The sequence below is a fragment of the Tsuneonella dongtanensis genome, from assembly GCF_001698205.1.
Taxonomy (GTDB): Bacteria; Pseudomonadota; Alphaproteobacteria; order Sphingomonadales; family Sphingomonadaceae; genus Tsuneonella; species Tsuneonella dongtanensis.
In genome coordinates this window covers 1,993,854-2,019,586 of sequence record NZ_CP016591.1, presented here as the reverse complement: position 1 = coordinate 2,019,586, position 25,733 = coordinate 1,993,854, and the positions used below count along the sequence as shown (strand labels likewise).

Genomic DNA, 25,733 nt, shown 5'->3' with positions numbered 1-25,733 from the left:
CTATGCGCGGGCCAGCGGCGGGGCAACCCCGAAGGGCACAATATGGTTGCCGGCAAAGTGTCCGATTTCAGCTTCGCCCAGGTAGTCGATGGCGTGCCTTTCGCACCAGAAACGGACGATGTCCTCCGGCTGCGAACCGAATGGACGATCATTGTTCGGCACGTTGGTCACCCTCCCAAGCCGCAGCCCGGCAAGCCCGCATTTCGACAGGTTGCTGGTGACGTGAAACATCAACCGATCGACCGCATAGAGGTGCTCCGCGATCTCTTCGATCATGACCACATGTCCCGACAGGTCCGGCATGAGTTCGGTTCCGAGAATCGCCGATAAGGTCATCAGATTGAAGGCAACGGCAGGCGTTTCGCCCAGCGACGGTTCCAGGCCGGTGCATCCGTCGGAAAGCCACCGCAGTGCACGTCGCGCAGCGGCGTCCCCATCCTTGCGTCCCACATCGGCGACCATCGGTCCATGTGTCGGCCGGCCGATGCCGCTTTTGTACATCGCGGCCAGCAGGTAGCCACAATCGGAATAGCCGAGAAAGGTCTTCTGTCTGGCGACGTCGTCCATTCCCTCGATCGCGGCCGCGGCAATGCGATTCGAGCCGTATCCGCCCCGCGCGAACCAGACAGCATCGAATGACGGGTCGTTGGCGCACTCCAGCAACGCGGACAGGCGCATGGTGTCAGGGCCGGCAAAATGTCCCTCCGAAGCGAAGCACTGATCATGGATCACGAGTTCGACTTCCGGAGCGATCTCTGCAGCGAGCGCGGTGATGGCCACTGCATGTTGCGGCAAGATGGGAGTGGCGGGAGCGCACACAGCGACGCGAGTCATGTCGTTGCATTAGCAGCGCTTCACATTGCGGTCAGCCCCGCCTAGGCATTGGCGCGCATGATGGAATCCCCGATCGATCCGACCGCCCGCCCCTGGTTCTTCTGCGGTATCGGCGGATCGGGCATGCTGCCGTTGGCGCAGATCGTCCACGGACTTGGCGGAACCGTCGGCGGATCGGATCGCAGCCATGACCAGGGGCGTACGCCGGCAAAGTTCGAATGGCTCGAGGAGAAGGGATTCCAGCTCTTTCCGCAGGACGGGAGTGGCGTGACCAGTCGCGATCAGATTGTCGTCGCCAGCGCCGCCGTCGAGAATACCGTTCCCGAGATCGTCAAGGCTCGCGAGCTCGGCTGTGATCGGATGAGTCGCGCCGAGCTGAACGCGGCCCTGTTCAATGCTGCGGATACCGGCATCGCTGTTGCGGGAACGAGCGGCAAGTCGACCGTCACAGCGATGCTCGGATGGATCCTCCATTCAGCGGGACTTGAGCCGACGGTCATGAATGGCGCGGTGATGAAGAACTTCGTCTCCCCCGATAATCCGTTCGCCAGCGCGCACGTCGGCGGAAGTTCTGTGTACGTCAGCGAGGTCGACGAAAGCGACGGGTCGATCGCGCTGTATCGACCGGCGGTGGGCGTGCTCCTCAACATCAGCCTCGACCACAAGAGCATGGATGAACTGCGCGCCCTGTTCGGCGATTTCGTCGCGACTTCGCGGGCCACAGTGGTGAACGCGGACGATACGGAGACGGCAGCTTTGGCGAGCGGTGCCTCGCATCTGCTCGCTTTCGGACTCGATGCTGCCGATGCCGACATTTCGATTGTCCCGGGCACCGAAACGTCGACTGCGACTTCATCGGCCGCGACCGTGGTCGACCGGCGTGATGGATCACACTACCCACTTACAGTACCGATGCCGGGTCGGCACAACCTGTCGAATGCATTGGGCGCAATCGCCGCCGCGAATGCAGCAGGGGTGGCAGTGGTCGATGCTGTTCGGGCGATCGCCGGATTTGCGGGACTTGCTCGGCGCTTCGATCTCATCGGAACCACACATGCGGCGATTTCGGTCATCGACGATTTTGGCCACAATCCCGAGAAATGTGCCGCCACTCTCCGCACGCTGCGGCGGCATCCGGGCCGCATCATCGCGTTCTTTCAGCCGCACGGGTACGGCCCGTTGCGGCAGATGGGCGCCGAGCTTGCGGAAACGTTCGCGCGCGAACTTGGAACGGACGACCGGGTGATCATGTGCGATCCTGTCTATTACGGCGGGACCGTCGACCGCAGCCTGGGCGCAGAGCGGGTGGTCAGGCTGGTCGAGGATGCGGGCGGCCGGGCTGACTACATCCCGTCCCGAAAGGCGGTAGCCGATCGTATCCTGACACTAGCAAGACCAGGCGATCGGATCGTGATCATGGGTGCACGCGACGATACCCTGACCGAATTCGCCAGGGATGTGTTTGCGCGGCTGTCCTGACGATCAGTGCGCCTCGGCGCGCTCGCCTACGCCGTGCCCCATTCCAACTACCTTGTGCAGCACGAAGACGATCAGGAAACCGAGCATCAGGCCCACCAACGCCGATATCACTGCATAGGTCAGCCAGCCGAGGATGCCGGCAAGTCCTCCAGTGGCAGCTTCCACGGCATGTTGCACGCCGTGGGCCCAGTCTGACGGCCCGTGGATTCCGAGCTCGTGCAGGCTGTGGATGAGAATGCCCCCGCCGACCCACAGCATGGCGATCGTCCCGACGAACGACAGCACTGCAAGGACCTTGGGCATTGCCTTCAGCAAGAGGCGGCCAACAGACTGGGCAGTAGGGGAATCCCGTTCGGCGAGATGGAGGCCCACGTCGTCCATTTTCACGATGATGGCCACCGCCCCGTACACGATCAGAGTGATGGCGATGGCAACCGCAGCCAGAGCTATGGCGCGCATCCAGAAGCTGTCGGTGATCGAAGCGATCTCGTTCAGCGAGATCGCCATGATTTCGGCAGAAAGGATCAGGTCGGTGCGGATAGCACCTGCAACCCGCTGCTCTTCGAACTTGGCGGGGTCCTCGATCGCGTCCTCGAGAGTCTTTCCGTGTTTCTCGCCGCCAAGCTTCTCGAGCACCTTTTCGGCACCCTCGAAAGCAAGATAGCTCCCACCGAGGATGAGGATGTAGGTTATCGCCTGGGGTAGCAGCCAGCTGAGCAGCAGAGCACCTGGAAGCAGGAACAGGAGTTTGTTCTTGAGGCTGCCCCTCGTGATCTTGGCGATGATCGGCAACTCGCGCGCAGGATCGAGTCCAGTCACGTAGGAAGGGGTGACCGCCGCATCGTCGATGACCACCCCGGCAGCTTTCGACCCCGCCTTCCCAACTGCCGCGCCGACATCGTCAATCGAAGCCGCTGCCATACGCGCGATGACCGATACGTCGTCGAGTAGTGCTACCAATCCGCCCGGCACGCCATTCTCCCTGTCAGGCGCGCTCCTGCCCGCCAGTTCGCAGACGCACAAGACTTGCTTTTGTGCCCGATGCCGCTATGTGCGCGCCTTCCCTCGCTCCCGGGCGGCGGAAACGAAGAAAGCCGGAGGGGCCCCGCGATCCGCGCGGACAAGCCAGCGATCGGCATGAACAAGGAACCGAGAACATGGCTCTCTATGAGCACATCTTTCTCGCGCGCCAGGACCTGAGCCAGGCTCAGGTCGACGCTCTGGCCGCGACGGCCACCGAGATCGTCGAGAAGCTCGACGGCAAGGTGACCAAGACCGAGACCTGGGGTCTCAAGAACCTCGCCTACAAGATCGACCGCAACCGCAAGGCGCACTTCGTGCTGCTCAACATCGAGGGCCCCGGTGCCGTCGTTGCCGAGCTCGAGCGTCAGACCCGGATCAACGAGGACGTTATCCGTTACATGACCGTGCGTGTCGAAGAGCACGAGAGCGGCCCGAGCGTGATGATGCGCAAGGGCGACCGCGACCGCAAGCCGCGTCGCGACCGTGAGGAGCGCGACTGATGGCCCGCCCGTTTTTCCGCCGCCGCAAGTCCTGCCCGTTCTCGGGCAAGAATGCGCCGAAGATCGATTACAAGGACGTGCGCCTGCTCCAGGGCTTCATGTCCGAGCGTGGCAAGATCGTTCCGAGCCGCATCACCGCCGTTTCGGCCAAGAAGCAGCGCGAACTCGCGACCGCGATCAAGCGCGCCCGCCAGATCGGCCTTCTGCCGTACATCGTGAAGTAGGAGAAAGAGCATGGACATCATTCTCCTCGAACGCGTCGCCAACCTGGGCGCGATGGGCGATGTCGTAAGCGTCAAGGACGGTTACGCGCGCAATTTCCTCCTTCCGCAGAAGAAGGCGCTCCGCGCCAACGAAGCCAACCGCAAGGTCTACGAGGCCAATCGCGAGCGGCTCGAGAAGGAAAACGCCGAACGCCGCACGGACGCCGAGAAGTCGGGCGAAAAGCTCGACGGGACCGAGATCGTTCTGATCCGCTCGTCGTCGAACGCCGGCCAGCTCTACGGCTCGGTCAACGTCCGTGACGTCGTTTCGGGCCTCGAAGCGGCCGGCCACAAGGTCGACAAGCGCCAGGTGGTCATGGGTCACCCGATCAAGACGCTGGGCATCCACGACGTGACGATCGCGTTGCACCCCGAAGTGCAGGTCACGATCAAGGCGAACGTTGCGCGTTCGGACGACGAAGCCGAACTGCAGCGCCAGGGCGTCGACGTGATCGGCCAGATGGCCGAGGAAGATCGCGCCGAGAGCGAAGGCTTCACCGAAGCCGTCGATCCGACGCTCGAGCCCGGTGAAATCCCGGCCGACCTGATCGAAGAGCGCGCCGAGGCTTCGGACGAAGCCTGAGCCGATCAGCGAAAATGAGATGAGGGGCGCCGGGAGACCGGCGCCCTTTTTCGTTGGCGGCCTAGGGGTTGTCGACCTTCGCGAACGAGACGACCTGCAGCTGGAGGTCCGCGGTCGGAGCGCGCTGCACCCGACCGGCTACCCTGCCAGAGGTGCAGGTCCACTCGAACCTGCCTTCCATCGCCGAAACCGGAACCACCGGCGATCCCGTTTCGCACGCTCCCACGGCTTGCTTGATCGTGGCGATATCCTGTGACCGTCGACCAAGGTCGCGATCCGGCACGACGTTATTCGCCAGGGGCAGGCCTGCAACAGTGCCGGATGCCCACGCCCGCTTGGCAAGTTCGTACGCTGCGGTCAGTCCGGTCGAAATGGGGAGCGGCTTGTCGGGAATGGCGCCGGCTCTTCTGAGCGCCAAGAGTGCCTTGTAGTTCGTCAATCCAAGCGATGTGTAGGTCGCGTTGTTGAACACGAAAATGCCCACGCCCGCGGACGGAACAAGCGCCATGTGCGAACCGTAGCCGGGATAGCCGCCCGAATGGGTCAGGACCCGGCCGAGTTCGCACTCGCCGAGAACCCGCAGCCCCGCACCATAACCGGCCGACCAGCGACACGGCGCGCCTAGGACTTCGGGGCGATTTCCGGGAGGCGCATAGCTGACAACGGACACCAGATCGCGCACGGTCGATCGCCGGACCGGACCGGTTTCGGGCGCGTCGCTTGGCGGCCAGGCGGAGAGCAGGAAGGCCATCCATTTCGCATAATCGTTCGCGGTCGTCTCGACCCCGCCCATCGCTCCGAAGGCTCCGTCGCGCATGTCTGGTTCGCGGACCCACTCATCGTCCTGCCAGCGATAGCCGATCGCGCGCTCCGAGGCCGGGCTCGAGAAAACGTCGTAAGAGGTCGACGCCATGCCGAGAGGAAGCATGATCGTCTCGCGAATATAGTCCTGGTATCGCTTGCCGCTGACGTTGGTGATGATCCGACCGAGCAACGCGTATCCATAGTTCGAGTATTCGAACTCGGTCCCCGGAGCATTGGCAAAGTCCATCCCCGACCCGATAAGCTGCGTGAATTCAGGCTCCGTCAGCACCTGCTGACGATCTCCCCATGGGTTATCCTCGACGAGGCCGGCCGTGTGATGGAGCAGGTCGGAAACCGTCGGCGCCCGCGAATCCGCGGTAGGCAGCCGCCAATCGGCGACTTCGGGGACGTAGCGGGATACCGCGGCACCGAGGTCGATGCGACCCTCGTCGCGCAGGTGCAGGATCGCGAGACCGGTGAACGCCTTCGACATCGATGCGATGCGAAAGCGGGTATAGGCATCGACCGGAACACCCGTCTTGGGGTCCCGCGTGCCCAGCCCCTCGACGAAGACGAGCTTGCCGTCACTGACAATACCGTAAACGGTGCCGGGAACATGCGCGGCAACGCGATCGGTCTCGTAAATCGCGTGTATCTCGCCAAGCAGACTGTCGATCGACGCAGCCCCGCCGTCCTTTCCCGCAACCGGGGCCGAAAATGCGAAAAGGGCGCCGGCAGCGACTATCGAACTTATCTTCATGGCAACCCCTGCTTCAGCGCCCAAGCCGCGCTTCGACTGCATCCCAGATCATTCCAGGTGTGTCCGTCCCGTTGAACCGGTCGATGGCGACGATCCCCGTCGGCGACGTGACGTTTATTTCGGTCAGCCATCGGCCGCCGATCACATCGATTCCAACGAAAATCAGGCCCAGCTCTTTCAAGCGCGGCCCCATTGCAGCGCAGATCTCTTCTTCTCTCGGGCTGAGTTTCGTCGCTTCGGCGCTTCCGCCGACGGCGAGATTGGAGCGAAACTCCCCTTCCCCCGGTTTGCGATTGATCGCACCGGTCACCTCGCCGTCGATCAGCACGATGCGTTTATCGCCTTCCGCCACTTCGGGGAGAAAGGGTTGCACCATGTGCGGCTCGGGCCAGGTCTGGTTGAAGACCTCGAACAAAGCCGACAGATTGTCGCCATCGGCCGGAACGCGAAAGATTGCCTTGCCGCCATTGCCGTGGATCGGCTTCACCACCACTGCACCGTGCTGCTTCTGAAACGCCCGAACTTCATCGACCGAGCGCGTGACCAGCGTTGGAGGCATGAACTCGCGATAGTCGAGTACCATCACCTTTTCGGGCGCATTCCGTACCGATCGCGGATTGTTGACCACCAGCGTCTCGCCCTCGATCCGCTCGAGCAGGTGGGTGGCGGTGATATAGCCCATATGAAACGGGGGATCCTGTCGCATCAGGACGACATCGACATCTCTACCGAGGTCCAGGCGACGCATCTCGCCAGACGAGAAATGGTCGCCCGCGACCCGCTGCACCCGCACCGGTCGTGCATGGGCGATGAGACGATCACCGGCGTCGAGCGTCAGGCTTCCCACGTCGTAGTGAAACACCTCGAAACCGCGCTCCTGCGCACTCAGCATCAGGGCAAAGCTCGAATCCCCGGTAATGTTGATGCTCTCCAGCGGATCCATCTGGACCGCGATGCGCAAGGTCATTCGAATTTCCTCATGGCTGCCATGCGTTGACGATGTGCTGCGGCAGGCGACCGGGCGCAAGCAGGATCACATCGATGCGCAGGTCCTCACCGTTCTGTGCGTATTCGTGCGCCACTGCTTCGGCGGCGGCTGCCACCCTGCGCAGGCGATACTCGTCGATCGCAAAGCCGAGATCCTCCGTTCGCTTGCGCCATTTGACCTCGACGAACGCGATCACGCCTGCCCGCCTTGCTACCAGATCGATCTCGCCGACTGCCGTTTTGCGCCGCCTCGCCAGGACCGACCAGCCCTTTGCCCGCAAATAGAGTTCGGCCGCCAGTTCGCCCTTGCGACCGGCGGCCTCGGCACGCTGCCGCTTCATTCGCCGCGCAGTTCAAGAGCGCGTGCGTAGAGCGCCTTGCGGTCGATTCCGGTCGCCTTCGATACTTGCGCGGCGGCCTGCGAAGGCTTGAGGGTTGCAAGCGCCTCGACCAGCAGCGCCTCGGCATCGTCTGCCGAAGGCGGCGCAGCCGACGGCGGACCGACGAGCAGCACGATCTCGCCCTTCGCCGGATGCGCCTCGTAATGCCCGATCAAGTCCTCCGCGGTACCGGTGCGGCACTCCTCGTGGAGCTTGGTCAGTTCCCGCGCGACTGCGATGTCACGCTTCGGCAGGGTCGCCCCGATTGCTTCGAGCGACTTCACAAGTCTTGGCGCGGTTTCATAAAAAATCAGCGTCGAGGGCACGTCGGCGAGCTCGGAGAACAGATCACGCCGTGCCTTTTCCTTGGAAGGGATGAACCCCGCGAACAGGAAGCGGTCGTTGGGCAATCCGGATAGCGTAAGCCCAACGACAACCGCGCATGCGCCGGGGATCGAGGTAATCTCGATGCCAGCCTCACGGGCTTCGCGAACGAGACGGTAGCCGGGATCCGAGACGAGCGGCGTTCCGGCATCGCTGACCAGCGCCACCGCGCGCGTGCGCATCGATTCGACCAGCCTCGATCGGTCCTTGTCCCCGGCATGATCGTCATAGCGCCAAAGCGGCTTTGACAGGCCCAGGTGCTTCAACAGCTTGCCTGTGACCCGCGTATCTTCGCATGCCACCCCGTCGCAGGCACCGAGCGTCTCGACAGCGCGAAAGGTAATGTCGCCGAGATTGCCAATCGGCGTCGCGACGATGTAGAGGCCGGGAGGAAGGGACGCGGACGATTGGTGGGACACGACGCGCCTCATGGACCAGTGACGCGGGGAGCGGCAAGCATGAACATCGACAGGTTCGATCGGCGGAAACTCATAGTGGCCGGCGCCGCGCTCCTTCTGGCGGGGTGCAAGATCATTCCCGGGGGTCCTGCGACAACCGGCCCGGCACCTGCGCCAACACCCACCCCGACGTCCTCTTCCGCGCTGCCGACAGACGATGCGCGGCACCGCGTGGCCCTTCTCGTACCAATGTCGGGCGGCAACGGCGCAGTCGGCCAGTCGATCGCCAACGCCACTACGATGGCCTTGCTCGATACCAACGCGGACAATCTCCGGATCACGACCTACGACACGACTGCGGGTGCACGAAACGCTGCACAGCGGGCCGTTGCCGATGGCAACAAGCTGATTCTCGGCCCCCTTCTTTCCGAGGATGTCGCCCAGGTCCTCGCCGAAGCTCGTCCGGCGAACGTTCCGCTGATCACTTTTTCCAACGACACCGGGGTGGCAGGGCCTGACGTCTTCGTCATGGGCCAATCACCGGACGAATCGGTTGCCCGCACTGTCGCGTTTGCTCGCGGCAGAGGTTCGAGCCGTTTTGCGGCGATCGTGCCCGACGGGGAATACGGTCAGCGGGCTGCTGCGGCCTTTCGCACGGCGGTTGCTTCGTCTGGAGGGACGCTGGCGGGAATCGAGACCTTCGCCCGCGGCAATACCTCGATCGTGAGTTCAGCAACCAGGTTGCAGCAGAAGGGCGGATTCGACACCGTCCTGATTGCCGACGGTTCTCGGCTCGCCGGACAAGCCGCGGCAGTCCTACGGCCTCGCGGCACTGGCTCAACGCAGATCCTGGGCACCGAGCTTTGGAGCGGGGAAAGCGATGTGACGCGCACGCCGTCGCTGCGCGGCGCATGGTTCTCAGCGATGTCGGATGCGCGCTTCAAGCGGTTCTCGGATAGCTACAGGGCGCGTTTCGGTGCGCAGCCTTACCGTGTTTCCACCCTGGGATATGATTCCGTTCTCCTCGCGTTGCGGATCGCTCGCGACTGGCGTCCGGGTCGCACCTTTCCGGTGTCCCGACTCCGGGACGAAGGCGGGTTCCTCGGGCTCGACGGGGCATTTCGCTTCACCCGTTCGGGTGTCGTCGAAAGGGCGATGGAAGTGCGCGAAGTGCGCGACGGCACCGTGACGATCATCGACCCGGCGCCGGCCAAATTCGGCGGCTGACGATAACTCCATACGCCAGTTGAAGGTCCGCGGAAGCGGGGCCTATAGCCGTATTCATGTCCGACGACCTGTTTGCCAATCCCGCCGCTACGACCGGCACTTACGACGCTTCCTCGATCGAAGTTCTCGAGGGACTTGAGCCGGTCCGCCGCCGCCCCGGCATGTACATCGGCGGCACCGACGATCGCGCGCTCCATCATCTGGCCGCCGAAGTCCTCGACAATGCGATGGACGAAGCGGTCGCCGGCCACGCCAACCGCATCGAGGTTGAGCTGGGCGAGAACAACACGCTGACGATTTCGGACAATGGCCGCGGCATCCCGGTCGACGAGCACCCGAAGTTCCCCGGGAAGTCTACGCTTGAGGTTATCCTCACCACGCTGCACTCGGGGGGCAAGTTCTCGGGCAAGGCCTACGCGACCAGCGGCGGCCTCCACGGCGTCGGGGTATCCGTCGTCAACGCGCTGAGCGATCTCACCCGCGTCGAGGTTGCGCGCAACAAGGAGCTTTTCGCGCAGGAGTTCTCGAAGGGAAATCCGACGGGGCCCATTCGCAAGCTTGGCCCGACCCCGAACCGCCGCGGCACGACGGTCACCTTCCATCCCGACCCCGAGATCTTCGGCGACCGTCAATTCAGCGCCAAGCGCCTGTTCAAGCTCGCCCGATCCAAAGCCTATCTCTACGCCGGTGTAGAGATCCGGTGGAAATGCGTGTCGTCGCTGGTTGCCGATGATGTGCCTGCCGAAGCGGTATTTCAGTTTCCGGGCGGCCTGGCCGACCACCTCGCGGAGCAGGTCGGCGGTCGGGAGTGCGTAACCACGCAGCCCTTCACTGGGCGCCAGGATTTCCCCGAGGACCAAGGCCGCGTCGAATGGGCGATCGCTTGGCCGCTGTGGTCCGACGGTGCCTTTAGCTGGTACTGCAACACGGTGCCCACGCCCGACGGGGGGACGCACGAGCAAGGGCTGCGTGCCGCACTGACGAAGGGGATCCGCGCGTTCGGCGAGCTCGTCGGGCAGAAGAAGGCCAAGGACATCTCGGCCGACGACGTCATGACAGGCTCCGAAGTCATGCTCAGCGTCTTCATCCGCGATCCGCAGTTCCAGTCCCAGACCAAGGACAGGCTCACATCTCCCGAGGCGGCGCGCCTTGTCGAAAATGCGGTACGCGACCACTTCGACCATTTTCTGGCTGACAACATGGAGCGTGGTCGCGCGCTTTTGGCCGCGGTCGTCGATCGAATGGACGAGCGGCTCAAGCGGAAGGCGGAGCGCGAGATCAAGCGCAAGACCGCGACCAACGCCAAGAAAGTCCGGCTTCCCGGCAAGCTGACCGATTGCACCGGAGAAGGCGACGGCGAAACGGAGCTGTTTATCGTCGAGGGCGATAGCGCGGGAGGCAGCGCAAAGCAGGCACGCGATCGGAAGACGCAAGCGATCCTCCCGATCCGCGGCAAGATCCTCAACGTTGCAAGCGCAAGCGCCGACAAGATCCGCGCCAACCAGGAGATTGCCGATCTCGCCCTCGCACTGGGCTGTGGCACGCGCAAGGACTGCAATGCGGACAGCCTGCGTTACGACCGCATCGTAATCATGACGGACGCCGACGTCGACGGAGCCCACATCGCGACGCTGCTGATGACGTTCTTCTTCCAAGAAATGCCCGACATTGTCCGTCGCGGTCATCTGTTTCTCGCCCAGCCTCCGCTCTACCGCCTGACCGCTGGCAAGGAGAGCGCATACGCCCGCGACGACGCGCACCGCGCGGAACTGGAGGCAACAGTCTTCAAGGGCCGGAAAGTGGAAGTCGGCAGGTTCAAGGGCCTCGGGGAGATGAACCCGCAGCAGTTGCGGGAAACGACTATGAACCCCGCATCGCGAAGCCTCATACGGATAACGCTGCCCCCCGAGCATGAGCAGCGGCACGCGATCAAGGAGCTTGTCGACCAGCTCATGGGCCGGAACCCCGAGCACCGGTTCAACTTCATCCAGAACCATGCCGGTGACCTCGATCGCGAGCTCATCGACGCCTAGCGTATTGCACTCCGCGTCCGCGCCGCTTAACGCTCCCGTAAAGTTGCATAGAGGAACGGGTATGGTCGATCGCTTCGAAGGCACGAGCAGCTATATCGCGACGGAAGATCTCAAGGTCGCGGTCAATGCGGCCGTCACCTTGCGCAGGCCGCTGCTGGTCAAGGGTGAGCCGGGAACAGGCAAGACCGTCCTCGCCTACGAAATTGCCAAGGCTATCGACGCGCCGTTGATCGAATGGAACGTCAAGTCGACGACGAAGGCTCATCAGGGTCTCTACGAGTATGACGCGGTCGCTCGCCTGCGCGACGGCCAGCTCGGTGAAGAGCGCGTCCACGACATCCGCAACTACATCAAGCGCGGCAAGTTGTGGGAGGCGTTCACTTCGCCCCAACTTCCTGTTCTCCTGATCGACGAGATCGACAAGGCCGATATCGAGTTCCCGAACGACCTCTTGCAGGAGCTCGATCGCATGCGTTTCGACGTTTACGAGACGCAGGAGACGATCGAGGCCAAGGAGCGGCCCATCGTCGTGATCACCTCGAACAACGAGAAGGAACTGCCCGACGCCTTCCTGCGCCGCTGCTTTTTCCACTACATCAAGTTCCCCGATCGGGACACGATGCGCGAGATAATCGAGGTCCACTATCCGGGGATCCAGAAGATGCTCGTGACCAAGGCGATGGACGTGTTCTACGAGATTCGCGAGGTCCCTGGCCTCAAGAAGAAGCCCTCGACGAGCGAGCTGCTCGACTGGCTCAAACTCTTGCTGAACGAAGATATGCCGCTCGACGTGCTCCAATCCAAGGACCCGACGAAGGCCATCCCTCCCCTCCACGGCGCGCTGCTCAAGAACGAGCAGGATGTGATGTTGTTCGAACGGCTCGCCTTCATGGCGCGGCGGCAAGGCGCCTGAGCGACGATCTGGTCGTACCCAGAAAGTCGGCCCGTCAGGGTTGATAGCACTGTGCCTGCGCAGGGTTTGCTCTCTCGCAAGGACGGGTTAAGCTTCGCATAATCTGAACGGAGGAGTGACAGCTCCAGTGGCGGACGAGCGCAGCGAACAACGACACCCGCTGGATGTCTGGGGTTATTACCGGACGAGTTCGGGCGGCAAGCGCGAAGTCCCCATCAAGGACCTGTCCGAAACGGGCTGCCGCTTCTACGATAAGTTTTCCAGCCTGCTGCCGGACATGCAAATCAGCCTGAGGATCGAGACGCTCGGCCCCTTCCCGGCTACGGTTCGCTGGCAGGAAGACGGATACGTCGGGGTTGAGTTCGAGCACCGGCTATATGGGCCGACCTTTGACCACATCCGGCTGAGGCTCTCGCGTCAGAGCACGTAAGCGAGTTCGAAATCCCCCCAGCGACGACCGTTGATCACCAACGGCACGTAGACATTGCGGACGATTTCATAGGTCGTGCCGTCGCCCTCCTGCCTGTAGACCGCCATCATATACGGTGCGTTGCTGGCCTTCGCCTTTCGATCGATCGGGTCGAAAAGAATGCGGCCGTTTCGGCAGTACTTCGTGTCGTGCGCTAGGTCGCCGGTCGGCTGACGGGAGCGGTCCGATACGTGGGTTGGCAGGAAGCCGCGCATGTCGGCCTGGCTGCACATCTTGATCGGTCCGCCCTCGGCAACGACCCGGTCGTTTACGGGACGCCAGTGGTTGTCGGCCCAATCGCTAAGCGCCGTGCGGTACCGCTTGGGGTTGCTGCCCGGCACCTCGCGGTAGTCTTCGTCGAACAGTGCGGAACTCGGCAGTCGCCCTTCGGCCACTGCAGCCTCCGCCAGCGCGACGATCTCCGTCGCATAGGTCTGGGCTTTATCCACCATGGCACTGTCTTGCGGCGAGAGGCCTGCCTTGACCAATTCGTCGAACATACCGCTTGCGGTGAGTTCGAGGTCCTCAATCCGCGTGTGGGCACCCGCAAGCTTCTGCTCGTTGTCGATCGCTGCCCGGTCGAACGATTCGAGCACGCCCTGAACAGCGTGCACGTGATTGCTGATCGTCGCGGTCGCGCGGGTGATCTGGTCGTTCTGACCATCGACCTCGACGATAAGTTCGTTGACCGAGCGCATGGTGTGCTGGATCTGCCCAACGGAAAGCTTGGCCTCGCCACTCGCCTTGCCGCCCCGTTCGATCTTCGTGATGACTTCGTCGGCCTCCTTGCCAAGCGTGTCGATCGTCCGGCCGATCTCTTCGGTTGCGCGGCGCGTGCTGCTCGCCAGGCTCTTCACTTCGTTCGCGACCACGGCGAAAGTCCGCCCCGCATCGCCCGCGCGCATCGCTTCGATCGTCGCATTCAGCGCCAAGATATTGGTCGTTTCCGCAATCTGGTCGATTTCCTGCGCGCTCGAGCGGACCTGGGCCATTGCTGCTGCAAAGCCGGTGACGTGCTGGGTCAGCGTTTCCACCAGTTCGAGAAGCTCGGTTATCTGACCGAGCGACGATTGGATCAGGGCAGAGCCCTCACCCAGGCGCTCGATCGCCCGTTCGGACAACAGGCGCGCCTCGTCGCTGGCCTGGGCCACGCGAAGCTGGTCGGTTTCCAGCGCCGCGACCGTCTCGTGCAATGCCGAGTGTTCGGACCGCAAACGCTCGGAAGACCGCATCACCGATTCGATGATCCCGGCCACATCGGTGCAACCCACGGTCACTTCGCCGCAGCTTTCTGAAATGCGATCGATCCCGTGACCGGCAGCGATTTCGATGGCGGAGTATTCCATGTGCCCCCTGTGCGCAAACGCGTCTCCGGGGGCATTACGGCGCACATGGTTAGTGAAGGTTTAAGCCCACGAGCAAAAACGCAATCCGAACGCGCTGGCACATCACATCAAGTGCGGATATGAAACCGGTCATGTTCTTCAACTTCGTCGACGAGCTGCGCGCAGCGGGCATTCCAGCCAGCTTCAAGGAGCACCTGACCCTTCTCGAAGCGCTCGAGAAAGACGTGATCGAACAGACGCCCGAAGCTTTCTACTATCTCAGTCGGGCGACATTCGTGAAGGACGAGGGATTGATCGATCGGTTCGATCAGGTCTTCCAGAAGGTCTTCAAGGGTATCCTGACCGATTACGGCCAGCAGCAAGTGGCCATCCCGGAAGACTGGCTGAAGGCGGTAGCCGAAAAGTTTCTGACGCCTGAGGAAATGGAAGCGATCAAGTCCCTCGGGTCTTGGGACGAGATCATGGAGACGCTCAAACAGCGGCTCGAAGAACAGCAGAAACGCCACGAGGGCGGAAACAAGTGGATCGGTACCGGGGGAACGTCGCCCTTCGGCAATGGCGGCTACAACCCGGAGGGCGTGCGCATCGGCGGGGAAAGTCAGCACAAGCGGGCGCTCAAGGTCTGGGAGAAGCGCGAGTTCAAGAACCTCGACAACACGCGTGAGCTCGGCACCCGCAACATCAAGATGGCGCTGCGACGCCTCCGCCGCTTCGCACGCGAGGGAGCGGCCGACGAGCTCGACCTCGACGCGACCATCGAGGGCACCGCCAAACAGGGCTGGCTCGATATTCACATGCGCCCCGAGCGGCACAACGCTGTCAAACTGCTCCTATTCCTGGACGTCGGCGGATCGATGGATCCGTTCATCAAGCTCGTCGAGGAGCTGTTCAGCGCTGCCACGGCAGAATTCAAGAATCTCGAGTTCTTCTACTTCCATAACTGCCTCTACGAGGGTGTGTGGAAGGACAATCGACGTCGCTGGGCGGAGCGTACGAAAACGTGGGACGTGCTGCATAAATACGGCCACGACTACAAGATCGTGTTCGTGGGCGACGCGGCGATGAGCCCCTACGAGATCACCCATCCAGGCGGGTCGGTGGAGCACATGAACGAAGAAGCCGGCGCAACCTGGTTGCAGCGGGTGACCAACACCTACCCGGCGACCGTCTGGCTTAACCCGGTGCCCGAGCAGCAGTGGGGCTATTCCCAGTCGACCAAGCTTGTCCGCCAGCTTCTCAATGATCGGATGTACCCGCTCACACTCGACGGGCTGGACGACGCCATGCGCGAGTTGAGCCGCAAACAGGGATAAGGTATGATATGCGCATGGGAGACTCGCTCGTGCGCCTGATATCATTGCCCTTTGTCGCGCTCGTCACGATTTCAGCCGCACCGTCACCCGATAGTGGCAGGTCGGTCGAGGCTCCGCTTCCTTTGGAGTACAGGCCCTGCACAGGCTCGGTTCCTGTCTTCAACCCCGAAGGTTGCCCCGTAGCCGCAATCGCTATCGATCAACCCATTGGGCCATTGCGCGGACGTCCCGCGACGGCCGAAGGCGACTGTCCCGACCGCATCCGGAAAGTGCGCGAGGAATTGGATCAGCCTCGCCTGGAACGCAAACCGGCAAGTTCCGAAAATCCGGTCCTTATTGCCGCTGTCGACAAGCGGATCGACGGCTGCGCCGTCATGCAGATGCGAAACGACATAAACGACCTCCGCCCGATCCCTGCGCCGGCCGACGGCCCCCCGCGACTGCAGCCCGCGCGCTAAGCCTTGTCCAGCTCGGCGTTGAGCCGCAGGCTGCAACGCCAGAAGAAGAACGCGGGTATCAGCCCCAGGAATGCCGCGCCGTAGAGGACGTATCGCACGCTCTCCTCACCGTATTCGGGCCGCAGCCAATCCGACAGCATGCCGAAGAAGAGCGGTCCGAGGCCGAGCCCGATGAGGTTCTGGAAGAAGAGCACCACCGCCGCAGCTATGGCGCGGGTGCGGATCGGGACCAGCCCCTGCGCCGCAGAATAGGTCGGCCCATAATAGAGCGAATTGAGCAGTGTCGGTAGGAACAGCAGTGTCAGCCCAAGCTGCCAGCTCGTCGCCTGATAGGCCATGAACGCAATCGGCGCCGCCACCGCCATCCCGATTGCCGGAGCCGTCAGGACGTATTTGCGATTCACCGCGCCATATCGATCGGCGAGATATCCGCCGAGATAGGTACCCGCAATCCCCGCGACGCCGTTGACGACGCCGAACCAGAAGCCAACCTCTCCCGGGCTCATGCCGTGAGTGCGCTGAAAGAAGATCGTCGTCCAGGTCGTCTTACCGTAGGCGAGAAACGATGCTGCCGAGCCTGCACAGACCAGCAGAACGAAGGCGCGCGATCCCATGACCGATCGTATGGCGGTCCAGAACGGCATGACGTTCTGCGCGCCATGATCGCGAAGCGCTTCGAGGGTTTGATTCCTGCGAGGTTCCTTGAGAAGGAACCAGACCACCAGCGCCATCGCGACCCCGGGCAGGCCAACGAACAGAAACGCCTGCCGCCATCCCACCCAGTCGGCGAGAAACCCGCCGATCAGCATCCCGAGCAGCGTCCCGACGGGAATTCCGAGGGCGTAGAATGCCAGCGCTGAACTACGTCGTTCCGGTGGAACCAGGTCCGCGATGAGCGAGTGCGCCGGCGGGGTGCATCCCGCTTCGCCCACCCCCACCCCTATGCGGGCAAGAAGCAACTGAACGAAGTTCTGCGCCAGCCCGCAGAGCGCGGTCATCGCCGACCAGGTCGCGAGGGCAATGGCAATCAGCTTGGGCCGGTGCGTCGTCGGACGGTCCGAATATCTGGCGATTGGCAGGCCTAACGCGGTGTAGAACAGCGCAAAGGCAAGGCCCGTCATCAATCCGATCTGGGTGTCGCTGAGGCCGAGGTCCTTCGCGATGGGCTCGGCGAGAATGTTGACGATCTGGCGGTCGATGAAATTGAAGATGTAGACGATCAGCAGGATCCAGAGCGTCGCGGTCACTCCCCGCTGCGCGGTCGCCTGCGCCGGTGCGCTTGCCATTCGCCTTTTTCCTCTCAACACGGCGCTTTGTGCGCTTATGCAGGAGAGGCTCGGTCAGGTGGGGCCCCCGGTCAAGCGAAAATCGGGTATGGCGCTCAGTAGAGGATGCAGTCGCTCGTCTCTTCGCGCCACCTTGCCTCGTCGGACGCTGCAATGGCATCCAGGTCGGATGGTGCCGATGATGCATCGTCGACCCACTCGCGCAATGAAGGTCCGCCATTGATCACGTCGATCGCCAAGCGATCGAATTCGTACTCGTAGGCGAAGTCACGCCACAAGTCGTAATCCGGATAGAGCGTGCGGATCGCTTTGAACGCGAGGGCCTGCAGGCGCCACGGGCGGAAAAGACCATGATCGTAAAACGCCTGTTCCGCGTGAATCATAAGACCGCTGCATAACGTCCTGGCATGCTTGTGGAACGTGGGCTCGAACCAGCATGGACGTATCGCACAGCCTTCCAGCCACTCGGGCGCGATGCGCTGCATTTCGGCCATGATCTTGCCCGCATCGAGATCGGGAGCACCGAACAGCACCTCGAGCGGGCGGGTCGTACCCCTCCCCTCGCTCAGCGTAGTGCCCTCCAGCATCACCGTCCCGGCGTAGGCGCGCGCCATATTGAGGCTCGCGGCGTTAGGGCTGGGATTGATCCACACGCGGTCGGTCGGCCAGCCGAAACCCGGCCCTGCCTCGGGAAGCCAGTGATGCATATCGATGACGCGGTATGCCACGTCCAATCCAAACCGTCGGATGAACCAGTGGCCCATCTCACCCATCGTCAGCCCATGACGCATGGGCATTTCGGCAGCGCCGACGAAGCTCTCCTGCCCCGGCACGAGGAGCGTCCCTTCGACGGGCCTGCCCGCAGGGTTGGGTCGATCGAGAACCCAGACTTCCTTGCCGTGCGTCGCCGCCGCTTCGAGAAGATACAGGAGCGTTGTGACGAACGTGTAGATCCGGCAGCCGAGGTCCTGCAGGTCGAACAGGAACACGTCGGCAGTGCTCATCATCTGTCCCGAGGGTCGACGCACTTCGCCGTAAAGGCTGAAGATGGGGATGCCGTAGACTGCATCGGTCTCGTCCCCCGTCTCCACCATGTTGTCCTGCTTGTCCCCCTTAAGACCGTGCTGGGGACCGAATGCGCTCGTCACGTTCACGCCCGCGGCAATCAATGCATCGAGGCTATGGTCGAGGTTTGCGGTTACGGATGCAGGATGGGCGACAAGCGCCACGCGGCGCCCGGACAGATCCTGGATGAGATCCGGCTCGCTCAGGAGCCGGTCGATGCCGAATTTCATGGCCGCGTGGGTGGCGCAAGCTTCGCGGCGAAGCAAGACGGGTCGTGGAAATCGGGCTTTGCGGCGGGGTGCGCAATCGCCCAGAAGCTTTTTACGCCGCCCGCTTCTTCGAGCACGCAGGTGAAACCGGCTGCGGCGGGGAGCGCGGGCAGCACGTCGACGGGAATCGCTGCGTCGAATATCGCGAAGCTGCTTCCAAGCCGCATCGTGCAATCGGGCTCACGCGAAGCCGGACGCTCGGCCATCCCCTCGCGATACCGGTCAAAATCGTAAGCGGCCCATCGTTCCGAAGGCGACAGGTTCAGTTCCACGTACGCGTCGCTTCCTTCGGGTTTCAGGAAGACTTCGAAGCAGGTTGACTGCCAGAGTTCGTCAGCCCTGCCGCGCCCGGCGAACACCGGCACCACAAGATCCTGCGATCCGTCGATGCGCCAGCGAACACGGAGCCAGTCTGCGTCGAATCCGATGACCCGCGCTTCGACCCCTGTGATACGCGCGGGGAGATGCGAAGGATGCGCCTTCAACCGATGCGTTTGCATGTCTGAGCCCCCGTGCTAACCGCCCGCCCGCTATGAGCGCTTACGAATCCGATTTGCTGCGCCTGCTCGACGAGCGGGGCTATGTCCATCAGATGACCGATGCGGCGGGTCTGGATGCCCTTGCCGCGCGCCAAGTCGTGCCCGGCTACATCGGTTTCGATGCGACCGCGCCCTCGCTGCACATAGGCAGCCTGGTCCAGATCATGATGCTGCGCCGTCTGCAGCAGACCGGTCACAAGCCGATCGTGCTGATGGGCGGCGGTACGACCCGCATCGGCGACCCGACCGGCCGCGACGAGAGCCGCAAGATGCTCACCGATCAAACCATCGAGGACAACATCGATGGCATCAAGACAGTCTTCGAGAGGCTGCTTAGCTTCGGCGACGGTCCGACCGACGCGGTCATGGTCAATAACCAGGACTGGCTGGGCAAGCTTGGTTACATCGAACTTCTGCAAGAGGTCGGCACACACTTCACCGTCAACCGGATGCTGACGTTCGATTCGGTCCGCTTGCGCCTCGAGCGCGAGCAGCCGATGACCTTCCTCGAATTCAACTACATGATCCTTCAGGGTTACGACTTCCGGCACCTGTCGAAGGAAATGGGTGTCCGCCTTCAGATGGGCGGCAGCGATCAGTGGGGGAATATCGTCAACGGCGTCGAGCTCGGCCGGCGAATGGACGGGGCAGAGTTGTTCGGGCTCACTACCCCGCTCCTGACCACAGCCGACGGGGCAAAGATGGGCAAGACCGCTGCAGGGGCGGTTTGGCTCAATGAAGCGCAACTGCCGTCGTGGGATTTCTGGCAATACTGGCGCAACGCTGACGACCGCGATGTCGGTCGCTTCCTGCGCCTTTTCACTGACCTCCCGCTCGACGAAGTCGCTCGGCTGGAAGCGCTGCAAGGTGCAGAAATCAACGCCGCCAAGGTCGTGCTAGCCAACGAGGTCACGCGCCTGGTCCGGGGCGAGGAAGCGGCACGCTCGGCCGAAGCAACCGCGGCAACCACCTTCTCGGGAGGCGGTGCAGGCGAGGACCTTCCTACCCTCGCGCTCGAGCCCGGCATGAACTTCGCCGCAGCGCTGACCGCAATCGGCTTCACCGCTTCCAACGGAGAAGCCAAGCGCAAGATCGCCGAGGGTGCGGTCAAGCTCGACGGGGAACCAGTTACCGATCCGTCGGCGCCCGCACGGACCGGGCGCCTCAGTCTTGGCAAGAAGCGGCACGGTATCCTTGCCTGAAGCGGCCGGGATTAACCCAATATCAGCGAATTTCCTTCAGTACGTTCCCGTCCACACGCAATGGAGGGACCTGGTACAGTGTCTGTTGGAGCCCAGCTTTCGGTCACCGATCTGCGCCGTGCGGCGCGGCATCCGGTCGATTATCCCGTCATTGCGGAGCATCAGGTCCACGGCGACCTCAAGCTGCATGTCGTGAACCTGTCGGCACACGGTTTCATGGTCGACGGTGCGAACGACCTGTCGCGCGGTGATAGAGTGATCATCCGGCTGCCGGAAGTGGGCCGGATCGAAGCCTATGTAATATGGACGCGCGACGAGCGCGCCGGCTTTCAGTTCGAGCGCATCATCCGGCTCGACGATTTTGTCCGGATCATCGAGGCGTTGCAGCCCAATCCGCGCCTGCGCCGGGCGCGCTAACACTCAAACATTTCGTTAGATCGCATAGGGTAGCGCTTGCTTGGCAAGCGCCGCCGCTAATGCCATTGCGCGTGCCGTGAGCGCCGTGCCGCATCCCCTCTCGATCGCGAACTTTCGCGCCTATTTCCTGTCGCGACTGCTGGGCACGATCGCCATCAGCGCGCAGTCCATCATCATCGGCTGGCAGGTTTACAGCCTGGCCCGCGAGACGATGGACATAAAGCATTCCGCCCTGCTTCTCGGCATAATTGGCCTTGTTCAGTTCGTGCCGCTTTTCCTGCTGACCCCGGTCGTCGGCCTGATCGCGGATACATATGACCGGCGCTGGATCGTCCGCTGGACCACGCTCCTGCTGACGCTGAATGCCGCCATGCTCGGCTATCTGACATGGACGGGGAATCTTTCCCTGCCCTTTCTGTTCGTCGCCGCGATGTTCGTCGGCGTCGCCAGGGCATTCGCCGGACCAGCGTATTCGGCGCTGGCGCCCAACCTCGTCCCTCGCGCGGTGTTGCCGACAGCCATTGCGGTCAGTTCCATGGCCTGGCAGGTCGGCACGATCGCCGGGCCGAGCGTCGGGGGCGTGCTTTACGCAATCCATCCCGACGTGGCCTATGCATCGATATCCGCCATGCTGGCGGCATCGCTGCTGCTCATTTTCCTGATAAAGCCGGTGCCCCAACCTGCGGTGCAGAAGGATCGGAGACCGATACAGCGCGTCGTTGATGGTTTCCGCTACGTGCGCGACAACCGTCTTGTCATGGCGACGATTACGCTTGATCTGTTCGTGGTGCTTTTCGCAGGAGCGACCGCCCTTCTCCCGGTCTTCGCACGCGACATCCTCCAGGTAGGTCCCGACGGCTTCGGCGTGCTGGCCGCGGGCATGGGCATCGGGGCAACGGCTGCGTCGATCTGGTTCTCCTTCTTCCCGATGAAGAGCGACGTCGGGGTAAAGATGCTTGCCGCGGTGATCGTCTTTGCGCTGGCCATCGTCACGTTCGGGTTATCGAAACTGTTCTGGCTCAGCCTGATCGCTCTCGTGGTCGCTGGTGCGGCCGACATGGTTTCGGTCTACATCCGCCAGTCATTGATCCAGTTGCACACGCCCGACGAGATGCGCGGCCGCGTCGGCGCGGTATCGGCACTCACGATTTCGGCATCGAACGAACTAGGTGAAACGGAATCGGGTTTGCTCGCCGCGGTCATCGGCCCGGTAGCGGCGGTCGTGGCGGGCGGTGTCGCGGCGATCGCCATTACACTCTATTGGGCGCGCCTGTTTCCCGAACTCAGGCTTGCAAAGACATTCGACCCGCCCCCACTATCGCACCCAGACAAACCCCAGGAGGCCCTGCCATGAAAGCCGACAGCGTCCTTGCCACCATCGGCAACACCCCTCACATCCGCCTCGCCCGCATGTTTCCCGACCACGAAGTCTGGGTGAAGAGCGAACGCACCAATCCGGGTGGTTCGATCAAGGATCGCATCGCGCTCGCGATGGTCGAGGACGCCGAGAAGTCGGGCGCGCTCCAACCGGGCGGCACGATCATTGAACCGACCAGCGGCAACACCGGCATCGGCCTGGCGATGGTTGCCGCCGTCAAGGGATACAAGCTCGTCCTCGTGATGCCTGAGAGCATGAGCCTCGAACGGCGCCGACTGATGCTAGCCTATGGGGCAACCTTCGATCTCACGCCCCGCGAAAAGGGCATGAAGGGCGCGCTCGAGCGGGCAGGCGAACTGGTGCAAAGCACTCCCGGCGCATGGATGCCGCAGCAATTCGAGAATCCCGCCAACGTCGCCGTGCATGCCAGGACCACGGCACGCGAAATTTTGAACGACTTCGCCGACAGCCCTATCGATGTGCTGATCACGGGCGTCGGGACCGGCGGCCACCTCACCGGCTGTGCCGAAGTTCTGAAGACCGAATGGAGCGGAATGAAGGCCTACGCCGTGGAGCCGGTCCTTTCGCCGGTCATTTCGGGTGGCCAGCCCGGCCCGCACCCGATCCAGGGCATTGGCGCGGGATTCATTCCGGGGAATCTGCACACACGCGCGATCGACGGCGCCATCCAGGTGGATGCCGAAGCTGCGAAGAACATGGCCCGGCGTTGCGCGGTCGAGGAAGGTCTTCTGGTCGGCATTTCGAGCGGAGCGACGCTGGCGGCGATCGCGCAAAAGCTACCCGAACTGGGTTCCGGGTCACGCGTCCTCGGCTTCAACTACGATACCGGTGAGCGCTATCTCTCGGTGCCGGATTTCCTCCCCGAGGCTTGATGACTCAGGAGGTCGAATATCGAGACGGGGATACCTTGCTGACAGGCAAGGTATTCCGTCCGTCAGGCGATGCACGGGCCGCAATCGCAGTGTTCCCGACAATTATGAACCCGACACCTGCCGTTGAAGCGAAGGCGCGTGCCTTGGCCGAAGCGGGTTTCCTTGCATTCCTGTGCGATTTCTACGGCGAAACGCCGGCCAATTTCGCAGCGTCAGTGGATCTGTCTACCAAACTGCGATCCGCGGCGGAGCAGTATCGCAGACGATTGCGGGCGGGAATCGCTGCAATGGGCGAAACGGTACCGGGTCTGGCGCAGGGCGCGATCGGCTTTTGCATGGGCGGACAAGCGGTTCTGGAGCTCGCACGGGAAGGTGCGGACCTCGAAGCGGTCGCCAGCTTTCATGGACTGCTCGACACCAAAGCGCCTGCCGAACCGGGCAAGGTGAAGGCCCGCATCCTGGTCTGTCATGGTGACGCCGATCCGCTTGTCCCGCGCGAGCAGGTCATCGCCTTCTGGGAAGAAATGGACCGCGCGGGGGCGAACTGGCATTTCCATTCCTACAGCCGGGTGGTTCACGGCTTCACCAATCCGAAACCTCCTCCATCCGGAGGGCCACCCGCCTACGATGCCAGTGCCGATCGCCAGAGCTGGTCGGCGACGATGTCGCTGTTCGACGAGGTTTTCAGCTAGAGAAGCCGTCGCCTGCGCGCGGGCGGAACCCCAATCGAAAGCGCGAGTGCGAACCCGCCTGCTGCGGCGACGCCGAACTTGATTGCGTTGGCGAGCGGATCGTCGAATGTCGCCATGTGCCCGGTCAGCCACCAAGCGGCATTCTCGATCGCTAGCTGCGCGGCAAGTACCGTAGCCAGACCTGCACCAATCGCGACCGTGGTCCTCAGAAGCACTTTCATTCTACCTTCTCCAGCACGTAGTCGCGGAACCTCTCGCGAAGATCCTTCTTGCTGATCTTGCCTGTGCCGGTGTGCGGTATTTCGTCCACGAATTCAACTGCATCGGGCATCCACCACTTCGCGACCTTGTCCCGGAGATGGTCGAGAACTTCCTCGGCGCGCACAATCATATCGGGCTTGGCAACACAGACCAGAATGGGACGCTCATCCCATTTGGGATGGGGAATGCCGATCGCAGCCGCCTCGGCAATAGCGGGATGGCCGACAGCGGCGTTCTCCAGCTCCACCGAACTGATCCATTCTCCGCCGGACTTGATGACGTCCTTGGTCCGGTCGGTGAGCTGGAGCGTACCATCGGGATGGATAACGGCGACATCGCCGGTATCGAACCACTGATCGGAATCGACCGCGTCTTCCTCGGCTTTGAAATACCGCTTGATGACCCAGGGACCGCGTACCTGCAACGCGCCCGAGGACTTGCCGTCACGTGGCAGGACCTTCGTGTGGTCGTCGAGGTCGACACAACGCAATTCCACGCCAAACGCTGGGCGCCCCTGTTTCATGACAAGCGCAACCTGCTCGTCAAACGATAGCTCGTCCCAGTTTGCCGGCGGGGAACCCGTCGTACCGATGGGGCTGGTTTCGGTCATGCCCCAGGCGTGGGCAACGCTGACGCCGTTCTTCATCAGCCGCTCGATCATGAACTTCGGGGCAGCAGAACCCCCGATAATCGCCCGCCGCAGCTTGCCCACGTCGCGGACGTCCTTGCCGACCGAATCGAGATAGTTGAACATCGCCAGCCATACGGTCGGCACGCCTGCCGAGTGCGTCACCTGCTCGCGGTCCATCAATCCGCAAAGCACCTTCGGGTCGTTAACCTGCGAATAGACGAACTTGATGCCCGGGATGGTGCCGGCCCACGGCAGGCCCCAGCTCGCCGCATGGAACATCGGCACGACGGGAAGCACCACGGTGCGGCTGTCGGCGTCGAAAAGGTTCGGCTGCACGCCTGCCATCGCATGAAGCATCGTCGACCGATGCTCGTAGAGCACGCCCTTGGGATTGCCGGTCGTCCCACTGGTGTAGCAAAGCATGCATGGGTCGCGCTCGTCGACCTTCTCCCATTCGGTGTCGCCGTCGTGCGCGCCGATCCAGTCCTCGAACGCTGGCGCGTGGTCTCCGGAGTCGAAGCAGACGTACGTTTCCACACAGGGCCACCTGTCGCGCATGCGATCGACGATGGGCTGAAAGGCCGCGTCGTAAAGCAGCACGCGGTCCTCGGCATGGGTTACGATGTATTCGAGCTGGTCGTCGAACAGCCGGGGGTTGATGGTGTGAAGCACGCCGCCGACGCCAACGGCACCGTACCAGGTGACCAGATGGCGGCTGTGATTCATCGCAAGAGTGGCGATCCGGTCGCCCTTGCGGACGCCTGCGGCTCGCAGGGCCTGGGTCATCCGCTTCGCATCATGGCGCACTCCAGCCCAGGTCGTCCGGGTTTCTGTTCCATCCGCCCAGTACGTGATGTGCTCACGCTCACCGTATTCGCGGGCGGCATGGTCAATCAGGTGCGTGACGACGAGATCCCAGTCCTGCATCGCTCCGAGCATCGCGTTC

At 62.7% G+C, this 25,733-nt stretch carries 26 protein-coding genes; 14 read left to right on the top strand and 12 right to left on the bottom strand.

What is annotated here, in order from left to right; genetic code table 11:
• Entirely contained in the window at positions 1-834 is an 834-nt protein-coding gene (locus A6F68_RS09880; RefSeq protein ID WP_067679303.1) for an LD-carboxypeptidase, read from the bottom strand.
• Between the two features lie 57 nt (positions 835-891).
• Between A6F68_RS09880 and A6F68_RS09875 the strand changes: the two genes are divergently transcribed.
• Positions 892-2,313, top strand: coding sequence for a glutamate ligase domain-containing protein (locus tag A6F68_RS09875; RefSeq protein WP_067679300.1), 1,422 nt, complete (start codon positions 892-894; stop codon positions 2,311-2,313).
• Between the two features lie 3 nt (positions 2,314-2,316).
• Here A6F68_RS09875 and A6F68_RS09870 read toward each other — a convergent pair whose 3' ends face one another.
• Positions 2,317-3,285 carry a DUF808 domain-containing protein gene (locus A6F68_RS09870; protein ID WP_074428306.1) on the bottom strand — a complete coding sequence of 323 codons (969 nt, stop codon included), beginning with the start codon at positions 3,283-3,285 and terminating at the stop codon, positions 2,317-2,319.
• A 185-nt stretch (positions 3,286-3,470) separates the two neighbouring features.
• Here A6F68_RS09870 and rpsF point away from each other — a divergent pair, with 185 nt between their 5' ends.
• The 3 genes from rpsF to rplI are packed head-to-tail and all read left to right on the top strand — an operon-like array spanning position 3,471 to position 4,682.
• Positions 3,471-3,836, top strand: coding sequence for a 30S ribosomal protein S6 (gene rpsF, locus A6F68_RS09865; RefSeq protein ID WP_067679295.1), 366 nt, complete (start codon positions 3,471-3,473; stop codon positions 3,834-3,836).
• Positions 3,836-4,060, top strand: coding sequence for a 30S ribosomal protein S18 (gene rpsR / locus A6F68_RS09860; RefSeq protein ID WP_067679293.1), 225 nt, complete (start codon positions 3,836-3,838; stop codon positions 4,058-4,060). Before rpsF ends, rpsR begins: the two co-directional genes overlap by 1 nt.
• A gap of 10 nt (positions 4,061-4,070) precedes the next feature.
• Entirely contained in the window at positions 4,071-4,682 is a 612-nt protein-coding gene (gene rplI, locus A6F68_RS09855; RefSeq protein ID WP_067679290.1) for a 50S ribosomal protein L9, read from the top strand.
• Between the two features lie 61 nt (positions 4,683-4,743).
• On the opposite strand, the gene A6F68_RS09850 is transcribed toward rplI, so the two are convergent.
• The 4 genes from A6F68_RS09850 to rsmI are packed head-to-tail and all read right to left on the bottom strand — an operon-like array spanning position 4,744 to position 8,416.
• Entirely contained in the window at positions 4,744-6,246 is a 1,503-nt protein-coding gene (locus tag A6F68_RS09850) for a serine hydrolase domain-containing protein (protein WP_198152586.1), read from the bottom strand.
• Between the two features lie 13 nt (positions 6,247-6,259).
• Positions 6,260-7,213 carry a glutathione synthase gene (gene gshB / locus A6F68_RS09845; protein ID WP_067679285.1) on the bottom strand — a complete coding sequence of 318 codons (954 nt, stop codon included), beginning with the start codon at positions 7,211-7,213 and terminating at the stop codon, positions 6,260-6,262.
• Between the two features lie 10 nt (positions 7,214-7,223).
• Positions 7,224-7,574 carry a YraN family protein gene (locus tag A6F68_RS09840; RefSeq protein WP_067679282.1) on the bottom strand — a complete coding sequence of 117 codons (351 nt, stop codon included), beginning with the start codon at positions 7,572-7,574 and terminating at the stop codon, positions 7,224-7,226.
• Positions 7,571-8,416, bottom strand: coding sequence for a 16S rRNA (cytidine(1402)-2'-O)-methyltransferase (gene rsmI, locus A6F68_RS09835; protein ID WP_418368981.1), 846 nt, complete (start codon positions 8,414-8,416; stop codon positions 7,571-7,573). The genes A6F68_RS09840 and rsmI overlap by 4 nt, the downstream gene beginning before the upstream one ends.
• Positions 8,417-8,455: 39 nt before the next feature.
• On the opposite strand from rsmI, the gene A6F68_RS09830 reads away from it, so the two are divergent.
• From A6F68_RS09830 to A6F68_RS09815, 4 genes are all read left to right on the top strand, one after another.
• Positions 8,456-9,622 (top strand): penicillin-binding protein activator, encoded by a 1,167-nt coding sequence (locus tag A6F68_RS09830; protein WP_067679276.1) that lies wholly within the window; start codon positions 8,456-8,458, stop codon positions 9,620-9,622.
• A 56-nt stretch (positions 9,623-9,678) separates the two neighbouring features.
• Positions 9,679-11,655: a DNA topoisomerase IV subunit B gene (gene parE, locus A6F68_RS09825; RefSeq protein WP_067679273.1), complete on the top strand. Its 1,977-nt coding sequence runs from the start codon at positions 9,679-9,681 to the stop codon at positions 11,653-11,655.
• Positions 11,656-11,716: 61 nt separating this feature from the next.
• Positions 11,717-12,568, top strand: coding sequence for an AAA family ATPase (locus A6F68_RS09820; RefSeq protein ID WP_067679272.1), 852 nt, complete (start codon positions 11,717-11,719; stop codon positions 12,566-12,568).
• A 127-nt stretch (positions 12,569-12,695) separates the two neighbouring features.
• Positions 12,696-12,998: a PilZ domain-containing protein gene (locus A6F68_RS09815; RefSeq protein ID WP_067679270.1), complete on the top strand. Its 303-nt coding sequence runs from the start codon at positions 12,696-12,698 to the stop codon at positions 12,996-12,998.
• On the opposite strand, the gene A6F68_RS09810 is transcribed toward A6F68_RS09815, so the two are convergent.
• A complete protein-coding gene (locus A6F68_RS09810; protein ID WP_067679268.1) occupies positions 12,986-14,383 on the bottom strand; it encodes a methyl-accepting chemotaxis protein in 1,398 nt (465 codons plus the stop codon). The genes A6F68_RS09815 and A6F68_RS09810 overlap by 13 nt on opposite strands.
• Positions 14,384-14,514: 131 nt before the next feature.
• Here A6F68_RS09810 and A6F68_RS09805 point away from each other — a divergent pair, with 131 nt between their 5' ends.
• Positions 14,515-15,696, top strand: coding sequence for a vWA domain-containing protein (locus A6F68_RS09805; RefSeq protein WP_067682417.1), 1,182 nt, complete (start codon positions 14,515-14,517; stop codon positions 15,694-15,696).
• A gap of 454 nt (positions 15,697-16,150) precedes the next feature.
• On the opposite strand, the gene A6F68_RS09795 is transcribed toward A6F68_RS09805, so the two are convergent.
• From A6F68_RS09795 to A6F68_RS09785, 3 genes are all read right to left on the bottom strand, one after another.
• A complete protein-coding gene (locus tag A6F68_RS09795; RefSeq protein WP_067679264.1) occupies positions 16,151-17,440 on the bottom strand; it encodes a spinster family MFS transporter in 1,290 nt (429 codons plus the stop codon).
• Between the two features lie 95 nt (positions 17,441-17,535).
• Entirely contained in the window at positions 17,536-18,735 is a 1,200-nt protein-coding gene (locus tag A6F68_RS09790) for an exo-beta-N-acetylmuramidase NamZ family protein (RefSeq protein WP_067679263.1), read from the bottom strand.
• Positions 18,732-19,274 (bottom strand): DOMON-like domain-containing protein, encoded by a 543-nt coding sequence (locus A6F68_RS09785; RefSeq protein WP_067679260.1) that lies wholly within the window; start codon positions 19,272-19,274, stop codon positions 18,732-18,734. The genes A6F68_RS09790 and A6F68_RS09785 overlap by 4 nt, the downstream gene beginning before the upstream one ends.
• Positions 19,275-19,306: 32 nt before the next feature.
• On the opposite strand from A6F68_RS09785, the gene tyrS reads away from it, so the two are divergent.
• The 5 genes from tyrS (at position 19,307) to A6F68_RS09760 (ending at position 23,895) form a co-directional block, all read left to right on the top strand.
• On the top strand, positions 19,307-20,515 hold the full coding sequence (gene tyrS / locus A6F68_RS09780; RefSeq protein WP_067679257.1) for a tyrosine--tRNA ligase: 1,209 nt from the start codon (positions 19,307-19,309) through the stop codon (positions 20,513-20,515).
• Between the two features lie 78 nt (positions 20,516-20,593).
• Positions 20,594-20,932: a PilZ domain-containing protein gene (locus tag A6F68_RS09775; protein ID WP_198152585.1), complete on the top strand. Its 339-nt coding sequence runs from the start codon at positions 20,594-20,596 to the stop codon at positions 20,930-20,932.
• 76 nt (positions 20,933-21,008) lie between these two features.
• Complete coding sequence (locus A6F68_RS09770) at positions 21,009-22,286, top strand: MFS transporter (RefSeq protein WP_067679251.1); 1,278 nt, start codon at positions 21,009-21,011, stop codon at positions 22,284-22,286.
• Entirely contained in the window at positions 22,283-23,203 is a 921-nt protein-coding gene (gene cysK / locus A6F68_RS09765; RefSeq protein ID WP_067679249.1) for a cysteine synthase A, read from the top strand. The genes A6F68_RS09770 and cysK overlap by 4 nt, the downstream gene beginning before the upstream one ends.
• A complete protein-coding gene (locus tag A6F68_RS09760) occupies positions 23,203-23,895 on the top strand; it encodes a dienelactone hydrolase family protein (RefSeq protein WP_067679246.1) in 693 nt (230 codons plus the stop codon). Before cysK ends, A6F68_RS09760 begins: the two co-directional genes overlap by 1 nt.
• Here A6F68_RS09760 and A6F68_RS09755 read toward each other — a convergent pair.
• On the bottom strand, positions 23,892-24,116 hold the full coding sequence (locus tag A6F68_RS09755) for a hypothetical protein (protein WP_067679243.1): 225 nt from the start codon (positions 24,114-24,116) through the stop codon (positions 23,892-23,894). The two genes, A6F68_RS09760 and A6F68_RS09755, sit on opposite strands and share 4 nt — an antisense overlap.
• A complete protein-coding gene (locus A6F68_RS09750; protein WP_067679240.1) occupies positions 24,113-25,726 on the bottom strand; it encodes a long-chain fatty acid--CoA ligase in 1,614 nt (537 codons plus the stop codon). The genes A6F68_RS09755 and A6F68_RS09750 overlap by 4 nt, the downstream gene beginning before the upstream one ends.
• Positions 25,727-25,733 lie beyond the last annotated feature (7 nt).